Below are 13,682 nucleotides of genomic sequence, written 5' to 3' on the forward strand. Positions count from 1 at the left end.
CCAGGCGACAACCGGGCCACCGCCCTACCCCCCACCCCGCAAACACCTCAACCACACCCCACAACACCCCACCACGGCCACACCACCACCCCACGTGAACAATCGAGGTTAACGTGATCAACGTGGACTTCACCTCGTGCAGGGACGAGGTGAAGTCCACGTTGGTGAGGTGGAGCTAGCTGTGATGTCCAGCCAGCTCGCGTTCGAGCGGGGTGCGGAAGCGCGGCGTGGGGCGGACGTCGCCCATCCAGTCGGCGAGCCGCGCGGCCGCGGCCTCCACCGCGGTCCCGGCCTCGGTGCCGACGTCCTCGAGGAGCCGGGTCGCGACCACGCCGTCGGCGCGGTGGGCCCACCCGCCGACGATCCTGCCGTCACACCAGATCGTGGGGCCGATGTTGCCCGCTCTGTCGAAGAGCGCCGCGCGGTGCGGGCCGAGGAACCAGTCTCGCCGGGTCCATCCCATGCCGGTGGGGTCGAGTGCGGGGAGCAACGCGATCCATGGGTCCGGCGCATCGACGGGCTCGAGGTCGTCCGCGAGGAGGTGGCCCGTGCCGTCCGCGCTCTCGACCTCGACGGTGCCGGCGGCGGCGAGGGCCCGCTTCGTCTCTGCCACGGTCCAGCCGGCCCACCACTTGAGGTCGTCGGCCGGCGCGGGACCGTAGGCGTGCAACCACTGGCGCGCGAGCTCGGCCTGCGCGGTGTCGGTGGCGAGGTCGGGGATGCCGCCGGGGAGCCACGACTCCGCCGGCGCCCAGTGGTACTGGGTGCTCAGCCACGACCCCCGGGGCCGGCCGCGCACGATGCGGCCGTCGGCGGCGAGCAGGAAGAGCACCCGCGTCGACGCGTTGACCTCGCCCTGCCACCTGCCCTGGCCGACGACGATCCTGCGTGCGAGCTCCGGGACGTCGGACGAGAGCGCGGCGGCCGTCGCCTCGCCCCTGGCGGCGAGCGCTTCCACGGTGGCGCGCTCGACGCCGGCGAGCCACCTCTCCGGGCGGGTGGTGAACCCCGACTGCGTCACGAACGTGAGCAGCTTGGTGCGCTCCCTGCGCGCCACCGTGCGCGTGCACGCCGCCTGGACCACGGGCACGAGCGGAGCGGGCACGACGAAGACCGTGCGCCGCATACCGAGCATCCGGACGACGGAGCGTTCGTCGTAGAGTGCGTGCTCGATCGACGCGACCGTGGCGCCGTCGAGCCGCGCCGCCGCCGACAGGTAGACCGACGCGGGATCCGTCGCGTGCAGGGCGAGCACCGCCGTGGCGGCGTCGGCCGCCGTCGTGCCCGCCCGTCCGGGAGCGAGCCGGTGCCGGAGCCCCAGCCTGGCCCTACGCTCGGACCGGTCGATCACCCGCATCGGTCGCCCTTCGTCGTCGCAGGCGCGGTCGCTCCGGCATGTGGAAGTCGATGATCTTGGCCGTGATCATGTTGTTGACCACGGCGACGAGCGGCACCGCGATCACGGCCCCGAAGATGCCCGCGATGAGGCTGCCCGCGGTGACCGACAGCAGGACGGCGAGCGGGTGGACGCGCACGGCGCGGCTCATCACGATCGGCTGGAGCACGTGTCCCTCGGCCTGGACGGCGAGGAGGATCACCCCCAGCACGATCACTGCAACGATCGGGCCCTGCGACACCAGTGTCAGCCCGACGGCGAGGGTTCCCGTGATCGCGAGACCGAGGAGCGGCACGAACGCACCGAGGAACACCAGCACGCCGACGGGGACGGCGAGAGGCACCCCGGCCACCAGGAGGGTGACGGTGACGGCGACGGCGTCGGTGAGCGCGATGACGATGGTGCCGCGCACATAGTGCCCGATGGTGCGCCATGCGACCTCGCCCGCCTCGTTCATCCGTGCGCGCGACGCGCTCGGGAGCCGCTTGGTGAACCAGCTCCACATGCCGTTGCCGTCGAGCAGCAGGAAGAACGTGCAGAACGCGGCGAGCGCGATGCCACCGACGAGCTCGACGGTCGTGCCGAGGCCGGCGACCGCGCCGGTCGCGATGCGGTTGCGGTTCTCGTTGATCGCGTCGCCGAGCTGCGAGGTCAGCTGGTTCACCTGGTCGGCGTCGATTCGAAGGGGGCCCTCGGCGAGCCAGGTCTCGGTCTGCTCGACGACGTCCTTGACCTGCTGGGTGAGCGCGGCGGCGTTGCTGTTCACCTGGGTGCCGACGAAGACGCCGAGGCCGGCGAGCACCGCGAGGCCGAGCACGAAGACGATCGTCGTCGACAGCAGGCGCGGGACGCCGTGGCGGTTGAGCGCGGCGACGAACGGGTACAGCAGCGCCGTGACGAGCAGTCCGATGACGAACGCGATCGCGACGACCTTGACGTGGTAAAGAAGCCACATCACGACACCGACGAACGCGATGACGACGATCAGCCGCCAGGCCCAGTCGCTCATCACACGCAGTGCCCAGGGCGCTCGTGCCGGCGGCTCGGGCGGCTCGGGCGGCGGTGCGGGTGCCGCTGGTGGAGGAAGACGCCTCGCGCGCCGTCCGAACAGCCTCATGGGTCCCCCTCGGGTGCGGGTGCCGACCGATTCGACTAGAAGGTAGCCGTTCGCGCAGGGCGGGGACCGGCACCTCGCGACGTGTTGCGACAATCCTCCGGACGGCGCGGGGGGACCGCGTGTCGGCACGCGGACGGGAGACGTCGAGTGAGCCGGATCAGAGTGGGTGCGGCAGGCGCGCTGCTGGTGGCGGCGGTCGTCGTGCCGGCGGTCCCGGCGCACGGAGTGCACGCCCAGGCGGCACCGGAGATCGACTGGACCGGCCCGTGCGACTACGCGGACACGCTGGAGTGCGGCACCCTCCAGGTGCCCCTCGACCACGCCAGGCCGGCGGGCGACAGGATCACCCTCGCGGTCGAGCGGCATCTGGCGACCGGTTCGGGCGCGAAGCTCGGCAGCATCCTCGTCAACGCCGGTGGACCGGGCGCCGCCGGACTCACGTTCTCCGCCGACGTCGCCAGGCGGCTCGGTCCGCGGGTGGCCGAGCGGTACGACATCGTCTCGTTCGCGCCGCGCGGGGTCGGCCCGAGCAACCCGATCCAGTGCTTCGCCGACGACGCGGCGTACGAGTCGGCCTGGGGCGGGGTGCAGGACGTCCCGCTGTCGAAGGAGGAGCAGGACCGTTCGCTCGACGCCGCGGTCGAGGAGGCCACCACGTGCCGCGACAACCAGCTCGAGCTGCTGCAGCAGATGAGCACCCTCGACGTCGCCCGTGACCTCGACCTGCTGCGCCAGGCGGTCGGCGACGAGAAGCTCAACTACGCCGGCTACTCGTACGGCACCATGCTCGGTGCGGTCTACGCGAACGTCTTCTCGCAGCGGGTGGGGCGGTTCATCCTCGACGGCCCGGTCGACCCGGCCGCACGTGTCAGCCAGCGGGTGGAGAACAAGCGGGCGCGGGCCGAGGGCTTCGAGATCGCGCTCGACGGGTTCCTCGCAGCGTGCGCCGAGCTGGGTGCACCGACGTGCGCGTTCGCCGCGGGCGACCTCACCCCCGCGCAGAAGTTCGCCCGGCTGCGCGACGAGCTGCGCAAGGGCCCGGTCCAGGCGGGCTCGGGCGAGTGGATCACGATCTCGACCATGACGAACGCCGTCGGCGGCGTCCTCTACAGCCGGGCCGACCTGGCCGAGGCAGCGGCCGGGCTCGAGGAGATGTACGGCATCGTCTTCGGCGCGCAGGCGCGGGCGGAGAGCACGCGCACTCTGCGGCTGCCGTCGATCACGGACGTCGACCCGAGGCTCGACCAGGTTCCGGGCACGCGCACGACGCCGGGCGACGCGTACGGCTACAACGGCAGCGACAGCTTCTTCGCCGTCAACTGCGCCGACACTCGGATGCCCCGCAACCGCGCGGAGTACCCGCGCATCGCCACGTCGTACGAGCTGACAGCGCCGACGTTCGGCACGGGGGAGGCCTTCAGCGAGGCCACGTGCGGCTTCTGGCCTGACGTCCGCGACCGCTACACCGGCCCCTGGAACACCACGACGGCCACCCCGATCCTCATCGTCGGCCAGACGCACGACCCCGCGACTCCGTACAGCATGGCGCAGCGGATGGAGCGGCAGCTCGGCAACGCGCGGCTGCTGACCGTCGACGGGTTCGGGCACTGCTCGCAGGACAGCAGGTGCGCGCAGGCGGCCCAGGCCGAGTACCTGCTGACCGGCGCGCTCCCCGCGCCCGGCGCCCGCTGCGACCAGGACCTCGGTCCGCTCGACGGCCCCGCGACCTGAGCACGCCACAGCCGGACCCGTGAGGCCACCAGGCCGGAGTAGGCCCCGCGCGCTCCCGGTCGTCGTCTACTGTCGGGGTGTGCAACGGTCTCGGCGGGTGTTCACCCTCCTGTTCGCGGCGGTCGTGCAGGCGACCGCGCTCGTCGCGCTGCACTGGGTCTTCGTCACCAGGGTCCGAGGCCAGTACGCCGACGCGATGTCGCTCGCCGGTGCGAGCATCGGCTTCCGGCACATCGACGACCTCGTCTACGGCGTGCTCGACGTCGTCTCGGTCGCCACAGTGATCGCCGGCATCGTGCTGATCGGCGTCGTCGCGCTGGTGCGCCGGCGGTTCGTGCTGGCGGCCGCGACCGCGATCCTGGTCGTCGGCGCCAACGTCACGACCCAGGTGCTCAAACGGTTCGTGCTCGACCGTCCCGATCTGGTCGACCTGTACCCCGGTGACGTGGTCGGCAGCGCCAGCAACACGATGCCGAGCGGGCACACGACGGTCGCGATGTCCGTCGCCGTCGCCTTCGTCCTCGTCGTGCCGTCCAGGGTCCGTGGCCTCGTGGCCGTGCTGGCGACCGGGTACGCCGCCGTCACCGGTGTCGGCACGCTCGCCGCGCGCTGGCACCGGCCGAGCGACGTCGTGGCCGCCTGCTGCGTCGTGGGACTGTGGGCGGCGCTCGTCGGGGCGTTCGCCGTCGCGAAGAAGGTGCCGCGCCGCACCGCACGCGACTCCGCCGGTCGCGTCGTCCCGCTCCTCGCCGTGGTCGGGGTGCTGCTGCTCGCCGCCGGCGCCGGCTGTCTCGCCCTGACCTGGCTGACCGGTCCCGGCGACCTCGGCCGTACCGAGCACTTCGTCGCGTACGCCGGCGGCGCCGCGGGGATCGCCGGGGCGTGCGCCGTGGTGATGGCCGGGGTGCTCGCGTTCGCGCCCTGGCTGGCGCCGGAACCTGCCCGCCCAGCGGCGAAGACCCAGGCGCGCCGCGACCGGGTCGCCGGCTGACGGGCGCCCACGCTTCGCCGTGTCGGCAGTCATTTCCTCCAACGACTTCGCTGGCCTGTTGTGACCAGTTCCAATGATTGCGTCGTCAACTGCTTGACCTAGGGCGAGTTGGTGCGACACTCACATGGGACACATTCTGGTCACGCTCGGAGGCGAACTTGAGTGAGGCCGAGGCGCCGAGAGCCGGCCGGACCCTGCACCCCCGGCTCCACCTGGACGAGTTGCTGCGCCAGCTCCAGGACCAGATCGACGCTGTCGTCTCCGCCCGCGACCGGATGCACCAGCTGCTCGAGGCCGTCGTGTCGGTCGGCAGCAACCTCGACCTCAGGGACGTCCTCGACCGCATCGTGACCGCGGCGGTCGAGCTCGTCGACGCCCGCTACGGCGCACTCGGCGTGCTCGACGACACCGGCGAGAGGCTGACCGAGTTCAGGTACCGCGGTGTCGAGCGCGCGGAGGCGGACGGCATCGGCCACCTGCCGTCGGGCCTGGGCATCCTGGGCGTCCTGATCAAGCATCCGCATCCGCTGCGGCTCGGCGACCTCGCCGAGCACCCCGACTCGTACGGGTTCCCCGAGAACCATCCCCCGATGCGCACCTTCCTGGGCGTACCCATCAGGGTCAGGGGCACGGTGTTCGGCAACCTCTACCTCACGGAGAAGCGGGGCGACCGCGAGTTCGACGAGGCCGACGAGAGCATCCTCGAGGCGCTGGCCGCCGCGGCGGGCATCGCCGTCGAGAACGCGCGGCTGTACGAGGCCGCGCAGCTCGGCGAGAGATGGCGGATCGCCTCGTCCGAGGTCGTGTCGGCGCTGCTGTCCGGCACCAACACGGTCGAGGTGCTCGAGCTGGTGGCGGAGCGCGCGCGGGAGCTCGCGGACGCCGTGCAGGCCAACGTGCTGCTGCCCGCGGATCGCGACTCCACGCTGCGGATCGTCGCGGCGGCGGGCGAGGACGCGCCGCTGCTGACCGGCATCACGGTATCGATGGACGACGGCCGCGCCGGCGCCGTGTACGAGTCCGGCGTGCCCGAGTCGTGGGGCACGTACGACTCGGCACCCGTCCGGCGGCTGGCCGAGATCGTCACCATCGGCCCGCGCCTGGTGGTGCCACTCGGGGAGACCGGCCAGACCCGTGGGGTTCTCGTGACGTACAACCGGCCCGGCGTCCCGTTCTCGCCACTGGTGCTGGAGACGCTGAACGCGTTCGCCGAGCAGGCGGCGGTCGCCATCGAGCTGTTCGAACGCCGCCGCGACGCCGAGATGCTGTCGGTGTACGAGGACCGCGACCGGATCGCGCGCAACCTGCACGACCTGGTGATCCAGCGGCTGTTCGCGACCGGCATGGGGATCGAGAGCGCGAGCAGGCTCGTCGGCGTCGACCCGGTGACCGCCGCCGAGCGGCTGGGCAGAGCGGTCGACGACATCGACCACACGATCCGCGAGATCAGGTCGACGATCTTCGCCCTGCAGAACCCCGCGACGACCGAGCGACGGCTGCGTTCCCGCATCCTCGACGTAGTGGCGGAGTCGACCCCGGCGCTCGGCTTCGAGCCCTCGGTGCGGTTCGACGGGCTCGTCGACACGATGGTCCCCGACGACGTGAGCCAGCACCTGCTCGCCGTGCTGCGCGAGGCTCTGGCCAACGTCGCGAAGCACGCGCGCGCAGGCTCGGCCTCGGTGCACGTCGTGGTCGACAAGGATGTGCGGCTGGAGATCCGCGACGACGGCGTCGGGCTGGCGCCTGAGGGCAGGCGCAGTGGTCTCACGAACCTCGAGGCACGCGCCCGCATGCTCGAGGGGTCGTTCACCGCGGTCGCAGAGCCACCGGGCACCGTGCTGCGCTGGCGCGCCCCGGTCGCGGCACACTGACGGCGCCCCGTTCCTCACCCGAACACGTTGCTGGGTGGTTGCCGGAGAGGACCGGCAACCACCCAGCACCCCCGTGTCCCCGCTACTACAGGCCGCTTGACGCCCCCAAGACGATCGGCCTTGCGTCAATTGGACGTCACCCGGACCGGCGACGCAGAGAGCACTAGGTCATTTCTCGGGGGGACCTTGGTCCCCGGCTCCGGGGCCCCGGTCGATCCGCAGCCGCGTCGCCAAGATCGCGGCCTGGGTCCTGCGCTGGAGCCCGAGCTTGGTGAAGATGCTCGAGATGTAGTTCTTCACGGTCTTCTCGGCGAGGAAGAGCCGGTGTCCGATGGCGCGGTTGGTGAGTCCCTCGCCGATCAGCTCGAGCACCTGGCGCTCCTGCTTGGTGAGCCGCTCGAGCGGGTCACGGTGCGCGGCGTCGGCTCGCAGCCGGTCGAGCAGCCGTGCCGTAGCGGTGGGGTCGAGGAGCGACCGCCCGCCGGCGACCGTGCGGACGGCGTCGACGATGCCGGTGCCCCGCACCTCCTTCAGCAGGTAGCCGGCTGCGCCGGCGAGCACCGCCTGGAGCAGCGCCTCGTCGTCGGCGAACGAGGTGAGCATGAGGCACACGAGGCTCGGCGCCTGGTTGCGGAGCTCGCGGCAGACGGTCACGCCGTCGCCGTCGGGCAGCCGCACGTCGAGGATCGCGACGTGCGGGCGGGTGGCCACCGCGCCGGCGATCGCCTCCGCCGCCGTGCCGGCTTCGCCGACCACCTCGATGTCGGGCTGGTCGGAGAGCATGGCGCGGATGCCCTGCCGCACGACCTCGTGGTCGTCGAGCAGGTAGACGCGGATGGGGGCTTCCTGCACACCGCAACCGTACCGGCGGGCGTCCGACCGGGCCAGGGACCAACGTCTCGTGCGCCTGACACCGATCGCCGGGCGACTGCTTGGCAGACGACACGCTGAGCGGGGACCTTCGCCCCTGGGCAGGTGCGATCCAGCACGCCAGCGTGGTCGGCAACGGTCACCAAGGGGGCAGATATGCAGGATTCGCCCGGGCTCCTGTGCCTTGAGCCCGCGGAATGCTTGCGTCTGCTCGACACTGTCAGGATCGGTCGCATCGTCTACACCGATCGTGCCCTGCCCGCGGTGCTGCCCGTGACGTTCGTCGTGCGCGGTGGCGACCTGATGATCCGCACCGGTCCCGAACGCAGGCTCGCCGCGGCCACCGACACCGTGGTCGCGTTCGAGGCCGACGAGTTCGACGACGCCGGCCGGCGCGGCTGGAGCGTCACCGCCGTGGGACGCGCGATCGCGGTGACCGACCCGGCGGAACGCGCGGAGATATCAGCCCTGCCGCTGCCCGCCTGGGCTCCCGCGGCGCAGAGCACGTACCTCAGGATCGAGATCGAGCTGCTGAACGGTCACCGCATCGAGAGCATCGAGGCACCGGAGACCGCGCCGTGCACCGACGGCACCGGCCCCGCGGCGGAGCCCTCCTGACCCGGGCCTGCTCCCTCAGTGGGGGCGGGGGACGGCGACCACGTCGTACGGGGTCGTCGGTTCCGGTGGGGTGGTGAAGCGCGCGTTGGGCAGGTAGAGGCGGCCGCCGAACGAGGCCACCGTCGTCGGGACGTCGAAGCGCGGGTCGGTGACGCGGCGGTCGACCCGAGCAGTGGTGCCGTGGTGGTCCAGGCGAAGCACGGCGATCTGGTTGGCGCGGTTCTGCACCGCGTACAGGGTGTGTCCGTGGCGGAGGAGCCCGTCGCCCATGAGCAGCGACTCGCCGCCGAGGTCCACCGCCCTCGTCCGGCCGGTCCTCGGGTCGACCCGGAACAGCAGGCCGGTGTTGGACTGGACGATCAGCAGCCCGCGTCCGTCCGGGGTGGTGACGATGCCGTTGGCGTTGACCACGTCGGGCGCGTACGCGATGTCACCGGACAGCGGGAGGCGGTCGACCTCGGCGGGACGCGGCAGCCGACCGTGGCGGCCGAGAGGGAGCCGGTACAGGACCGGGTTGGTCGAGTCGGTGAACCACGCGGCGTCACGGGTGAGCACCACGTCGTTGACGAAGCTCGCTCCGGTCGCGAGCCGGTAGCTCGCCAGCAGCCGCCCGCTGCGGCCGTCGATCACCCGGGCGTCACCGCCGGAGCCGCCGGCCACGAAGAGGCGGCCGCGGGGGTCGGTCTTCATGCCGAGCGACGGCGTGCCGGGACCGTCGGCGATCACCGTGCCGCGGCCGGTGACGAGGCTGGCGCGGTAGACGGAGCCGTCGGCGCGGGAGCCGAAGTAGGCGACGGGGCCCGGGCCGATCGCGATGCCCTCGGGCTGGAAGCCGTCGGGGAGCGGGAACGTGGCGGGGAACGTCCGCCCGTGCGCGGTCCGTTCACGATCCCCGTCGTCGAGGGTCGACGCCCCCACCGACCCGACAGGTACGGTCGCCAGCGCGAGGCCGGCGACGACGGCGCTGAACAGTCTCTTCGTCCGCATGAGTGTCTCCTCGAAGAGCGGGTTCACCTCAAGGTACGGAGAACGGCGCCTGCCGGTTCAGCCGAGGCGGGAGGTGACGCGCTCAGTGGGCGATCCAGCCGCCGTCGACACGCAGTGTCGTGCCCGTGACGTAGCGGGACGCGTCGCTCGCCAGGTAGACCACCGCGCCGCCGAGCTCCGCGGGGGTGCCGATCCTGCCCTGCGGGATCTCGCCCAGGATCCGCTCGCCCCACCTGCTCGCCACGAGGCCGGACGACAGGTCGGTGTCGAAGTAGCCGGGCGCGAGCGCGTTGACGCGGACGCCGCGGTCGGCCCACTCGACGGCCAGCACGCGGGTGAGGGCCTCGAGCGCGCCCTTGCTCGCGGCGTACGCGGCGATCCTGGGGAACCCCGCTGTGCCGTGCACCGAGGTGATGTTGACGATGCTGCCGCCGCCGGTGGGGAGCATCAGCCGCCCGGCGGCGCGGCAGCAGTAGAAGGCGCCGTCGAGGTTGACGTCGAGCACGTCGGACCACTCGTCGTCGGTGACCTGTTCGGTGCGCGTGAACGTCGGGCTGATGCCCGCGCAGTTGACGAGGACGTCGAGACGGCCGTACGCCTCGACCACGCGGTCGGCGGCGCCGTCGACGGTGGCCGCGTCGGCGACCGAGCCGGGGAGCGTGAGCACCTCGTGGTCGTCCGCGGCGAGCTCCTTCGCGAGCGACTCGAGGTCGGCGACCGTACGCGAGGTGACGGCGATCGTCGCACCGGCCGTGGCCAGGGCGGTCGCCATCGCACGGCCGAGACCCTTGCCGGCCCCGGTGACCCACGCGACCTTGCCGGTCAGGTCGAAGTCGCTCGGGATGCTCGTCACGGCTGGCCGACCTCCTCGGCGTCGGCGTCCACCGTACGGTACGCCCGCGCGCCCGCTTCGTCGCTCGCCTCCGGCAGGTGCCGCGGGGACCGGCGCCGTGCTGCTCTCGGCGTCGCGGCCCCTACCTGCGGCTCGTTCCTCAGCTCCTGCGCTCACGTGTCCGCAGCTCCCGCTTGAGCACCTTGCCGGTCGGCGTGCGCGGAAGCTTCTCCACGAACGTGAACGCGGCCGGCGCCTTGAACCTCGCCAGCCGCGCCGTGCAGAACTCGCGGAGCACGGCGGCGTCGGCGAGCGCTCCGTCGCGCAGTACCACGAACGCCTGCGGCACCTCGCCCCACCGCGCGTGCGGCATGCCGACGACGGCGGCCTCGACGACGTCGTCGTGCTCGTAAAGCACGCGCTCGACCTCGGGGGTGGCGATGTTCTCGCCGCCGGAGACGATCATGTCCTTCTTGCGGTCCTCGACGTAGAGGTAGCCGTCGTCGTCAAGCCGACCGACGTCGCCGGTGTGGAACCAGCCGCCGCGCAACGCCGCGGCCGTGGCGGCCTCGTCGCGCCAGTAGCCGGAGAACACCTTCGGCCCGCGCAGCGTGATCTCGCCGAGCTGTCCCGGCGGCAGCTCGTGGCCGTCGTCGTCGACCACGCGCACCTCCAGGTGGATGACGGGACGGCCCACCGATCCCACCTTCGAGAGCACGTGCTCCGGATCGTTGAACGTGTCACCGGAGACGGTCTCGGTGAGGCCGTACGCGTCGGAGAACCAGGCGTTCGGGAAGGCGCGGATGATCCGTTCGACGAGGGGCTCAGGCATCTTCTCGCCGCCGCCGATGACGAACCTGATCGACGAGGTGTCGAAGTCCGCGAGGTCGGGCACGTGCAGGATCGCGTTCATCATCGCCGGCGCCAGCCAGACGTTCGTGGGACGTTCCGCCGTGATCAGCTCCAGCGCACCGCGCGCCTCGAACTTGCGCTGGATCACGAGCGTGCCGCCGGCCTGCAGGGTGGCGATGCCCGGCAGGTCGAGCCCGCCGACGTGGTACAGCGGGCCGCAGACGAGGGTGACGTCGGTGGAGGTGATGCCGAACTCCACGAGGTGGCCGAAGTTCTTCCACAGCACGTTGCCGTGGCTGACGCAGACACCCTTGGGACGCGATGTCGTGCCCGAGGTGTACATCAGCCGCTGCAGGTCGTGCTCGCCGACCGGCTCGGCGGGGACGAACGCGTCGGGGTGCGCGGCGACGACGCCCTCGTACGCCGTCCAGCCGGACGGCGCGTCCTCGCCCAGCAGGATCCTGTGCCGCAGCGCGGGAAGTGCGGGCGTGACGAGGTCGATGTCGGACCGGAATGCGTCCTCGGTGACGATCGCGACCGCCCGGCCGTGGTCGAGGATGTACTGCCACTCCGGCGGCGCGAGCCGGTAGTTGAGCGGGAGGAACGCGGCGCCGAGCCGGTTCACCGCGAACACCGTCTCGAGGAACTCGATGTGGTTGTACGCCAAGATCGCGACGACGTCCCCGCGTCCGACACCTCTCTCGCGCAGGGCTGCGGCGAGTGAGCAGACCCGCGCGTGCAGCTCGCGGTTGGTGACGAGCCGGCCGTCCTGGCGCAGCGCGATCGCGTCCGGGTAGCGGCCGAGGTTGTGGTCGAGCATCGTCGCGAGGTTGTACACGGCGTCCCCCGGATCAGTGCGTGCCGTCGGATGTCCTGGCATGGAAGCTGTGCAGCGCGTCCCCGCCGCGACCGAGGTGGATGGCGCTCGTCATGCCGCCGTCGACGACCAGGTCGGTGCCCGTCACGTAGTCGGCCGCCGGACTCGCGAGGTAGGCGACGGCGGCGGCGATGTCGTCGGGCTCGCCGATCCGGCCCCACGGGGTCGCGGCGACGGTGGCCGACCTGATCTCCTCGGTGGCAAGGGTGTCGCGGTTGAGTCCGGTGTGGACGACGCCCGGGCTGACCGAGTTGATCCTGATGCGCTGCGGCGCGAGTTCGGCGGCGAGCTGCCTGGTGATCGCCAGGACACCGCCCTTGGCCGCGGTGTACGAGGGGAAGCCGTACCCGACGTGACCGGCGATCGACGCCACCTGCACGATCGCGCCGCCGCCGGCAGCCGCCATGGCGGGGACGACCCGCTTCAGCAGGACGAAGTAGCCGGTGAGGTTGACGTCGACGACCCGGCGCCACTCGTCGAGTGTCGTCTCGAGCAACGCCTTGCGGACGACGATGCCCGCGGCGTTGACCAGCACCCGGGGCGGTCCGATCCGGTCGGTCGCCTCGGCCACCGCCCGTGTCACCTGGGCCTCGTCGGTGACGTCGGCGGTCAGATCGAGGGCCGTGCCGCCGGCCTCCTCGATCGCGCCGCGGGTCTTCGCCGCGGACGCGCCGTCAGCGTCGAGCAGCGTCACCGCCGCTCCGGCGCCGGCCAGACGCAGCGCGCACGCGCGCCCGATGCCGGAACCTGCTCCCGTCACCACCGCACAGCGTCCGGTGAACTCGTTCGAAGGCATCGTTGTCACCCCATGAAGTAGCCGCCGTTGACGTCGATCACTGTTCCTGTCATGTAGCTCGCCGCGGGCGAGGCGAGGAACGCCGCCACCCCGGCGATCTCCTGCGGCGTGGCCAGCCGGCCGAGCGGGCAGTAGTCGGGCTCGTAGCCGCGGCCGGTGATCATGTCGGTGTCGACGGCGCCAGGCGCGATCCCGTTGGCGGTGACGCCGGCCGCGGCCTGCGTCCTGGCCAGCCACCTGACGACGGCGTGGACACCGCCCTTGCTCGCCGCGTAGTGCGGGCCGGCCAGCACGCCGCCGATCTTGCCGGCGACCGAGCCGATGCACACCACCCGGCCGCCGTCGCCGGCGCGCAGCAGCGGCAGCGCCGCCTGCACGCACCACAGCGTGCCGGCGAGGTTGACCGAGAGCACCGTGTCCAGCTCTGCCTCGGTGAGCTCGTCGAGCGTCGGCGAGTCGCCGTAGACGCCGGCGGCCGTGACGAGGATGTCGAGGTCCGCGTCGTCTCCGCCCGCTCCGGCGACGGCTGCCGTGACGGCGGCGCGGTCGGTGACGTCGACCCGCCCGCCGGTCGCCGACCCGCCCTCGGCCGTGACCAGCTCGACCGTGTCCGTGGTGTCGAGCACGTCGAGGACCGTCACGGTCGCACCGGCGCGCGCGAGCTCGACCGCGACGTGGCGGCCGATGCCACGTGCGCTGCCGGTGACGACCGCGCGGTCGCCGCGCAGCGAGCCGGGTCCCTCG

General features: G+C 72.2%; 12 protein-coding genes. 4 read left to right on the forward strand and 8 right to left on the reverse strand.

Annotated elements, in window-relative coordinates; genetic code table 11:
* Nucleotides 1–175 precede the first annotated feature (175 nt).
* The gene (locus tag GEV10_10125) at nucleotides 176–1,357 is read right to left on the reverse strand and encodes a winged helix DNA-binding domain-containing protein (GenBank protein ID MQA78815.1); all 1,182 of its coding nucleotides are present in this window, start codon (nucleotides 1,355–1,357) and stop codon (nucleotides 176–178) included.
* Nucleotides 1,329–2,513 carry an AI-2E family transporter gene (locus GEV10_10130; GenBank protein ID MQA78816.1) on the reverse strand — a complete coding sequence of 395 codons (1,185 nt, stop codon included), beginning with the start codon at nucleotides 2,511–2,513 and terminating at the stop codon, nucleotides 1,329–1,331. Before GEV10_10130 ends, GEV10_10125 begins: the two co-directional genes overlap by 29 nt.
* Nucleotides 2,514–2,660: 147 nt before the next feature.
* Here GEV10_10130 and GEV10_10135 point away from each other — a divergent pair, with 147 nt between their 5' ends.
* The 3 genes from GEV10_10135 (at nucleotide 2,661) to GEV10_10145 (ending at nucleotide 7,106) form a co-directional block, all read left to right on the forward strand.
* The gene (locus GEV10_10135) at nucleotides 2,661–4,244 is read left to right on the forward strand and encodes an alpha/beta fold hydrolase (protein MQA78817.1); all 1,584 of its coding nucleotides are present in this window, start codon (nucleotides 2,661–2,663) and stop codon (nucleotides 4,242–4,244) included.
* 79 nt (nucleotides 4,245–4,323) lie between these two features.
* Complete coding sequence (locus GEV10_10140; protein ID MQA78818.1) at nucleotides 4,324–5,235, forward strand: phosphatase PAP2 family protein; 912 nt, start codon at nucleotides 4,324–4,326, stop codon at nucleotides 5,233–5,235.
* 275 nt (nucleotides 5,236–5,510) lie between these two features.
* Nucleotides 5,511–7,106 (forward strand): GAF domain-containing protein, encoded by a 1,596-nt coding sequence (locus GEV10_10145; protein ID MQA78819.1) that lies wholly within the window; start codon nucleotides 5,511–5,513, stop codon nucleotides 7,104–7,106.
* A 168-nt stretch (nucleotides 7,107–7,274) separates the two neighbouring features.
* On the opposite strand, the gene GEV10_10150 is transcribed toward GEV10_10145, so the two are convergent.
* Entirely contained in the window at nucleotides 7,275–8,024 is a 750-nt protein-coding gene (locus GEV10_10150; protein ID MQA78820.1) for a response regulator, read from the reverse strand.
* A 108-nt stretch (nucleotides 8,025–8,132) separates the two neighbouring features.
* On the opposite strand from GEV10_10150, the gene GEV10_10155 reads away from it, so the two are divergent.
* The gene (locus tag GEV10_10155) at nucleotides 8,133–8,594 is read left to right on the forward strand and encodes a pyridoxamine 5'-phosphate oxidase family protein (GenBank protein ID MQA78821.1); all 462 of its coding nucleotides are present in this window, start codon (nucleotides 8,133–8,135) and stop codon (nucleotides 8,592–8,594) included.
* Between the two features lie 15 nt (nucleotides 8,595–8,609).
* On the opposite strand, the gene GEV10_10160 is transcribed toward GEV10_10155, so the two are convergent.
* From GEV10_10160 to GEV10_10180, 5 genes are all read right to left on the reverse strand, one after another.
* Nucleotides 8,610–9,581 (reverse strand): superoxide dismutase, encoded by a 972-nt coding sequence (locus tag GEV10_10160; GenBank protein ID MQA78822.1) that lies wholly within the window; start codon nucleotides 9,579–9,581, stop codon nucleotides 8,610–8,612.
* An 82-nt stretch (nucleotides 9,582–9,663) separates the two neighbouring features.
* Nucleotides 9,664–10,434, reverse strand: a complete 771-nt coding sequence (locus GEV10_10165; GenBank protein ID MQA78823.1) for a glucose 1-dehydrogenase — start codon at nucleotides 10,432–10,434, stop codon at nucleotides 9,664–9,666.
* 139 nt (nucleotides 10,435–10,573) lie between these two features.
* Complete coding sequence (locus GEV10_10170) at nucleotides 10,574–12,103, reverse strand: long-chain-fatty-acid--CoA ligase (protein ID MQA78824.1); 1,530 nt, start codon at nucleotides 12,101–12,103, stop codon at nucleotides 10,574–10,576.
* A gap of 13 nt (nucleotides 12,104–12,116) precedes the next feature.
* Nucleotides 12,117–12,938 (reverse strand): glucose 1-dehydrogenase, encoded by an 822-nt coding sequence (locus tag GEV10_10175; protein ID MQA78825.1) that lies wholly within the window; start codon nucleotides 12,936–12,938, stop codon nucleotides 12,117–12,119.
* A gap of 5 nt (nucleotides 12,939–12,943) precedes the next feature.
* A complete protein-coding gene (locus GEV10_10180) occupies nucleotides 12,944–13,666 on the reverse strand; it encodes an SDR family oxidoreductase (GenBank protein MQA78826.1) in 723 nt (240 codons plus the stop codon).
* Between the last annotated feature and the right edge of the window lie 16 nt (nucleotides 13,667–13,682).

Source organism: Streptosporangiales bacterium, from assembly GCA_009379955.1.
Classification (GTDB): Bacteria; Actinomycetota; Actinomycetes; order Streptosporangiales; family WHST01; genus WHST01.

What these genes read in the sequence shown, in the direction of transcription:
- GEV10_10125 (MQA78815.1), bottom strand. Translation starts at nt 1,357, where the DNA reads ATGCGGGTGATCGACCGGTCCGAGCGTAGGGCCAGGCTGGGGCTCCGG.
- GEV10_10130 (MQA78816.1), bottom strand. Translation starts at nt 2,513, where the DNA reads ATGAGGCTGTTCGGACGGCGCGCGAGGCGTCTTCCTCCACCAGCGGCA.
- GEV10_10145 (MQA78819.1), top strand. Translation starts at nt 5,511, where the DNA reads ATGCACCAGCTGCTCGAGGCCGTCGTGTCGGTCGGCAGCAACCTCGAC.
- GEV10_10155 (MQA78821.1), top strand. Translation starts at nt 8,133, where the DNA reads ATGCAGGATTCGCCCGGGCTCCTGTGCCTTGAGCCCGCGGAATGCTTG.
- GEV10_10160 (MQA78822.1), bottom strand. Translation starts at nt 9,581, where the DNA reads ATGCGGACGAAGAGACTGTTCAGCGCCGTCGTCGCCGGCCTCGCGCTG.
- GEV10_10175 (MQA78825.1), bottom strand. Translation starts at nt 12,938, where the DNA reads ATGCCTTCGAACGAGTTCACCGGACGCTGTGCGGTGGTGACGGGAGCA.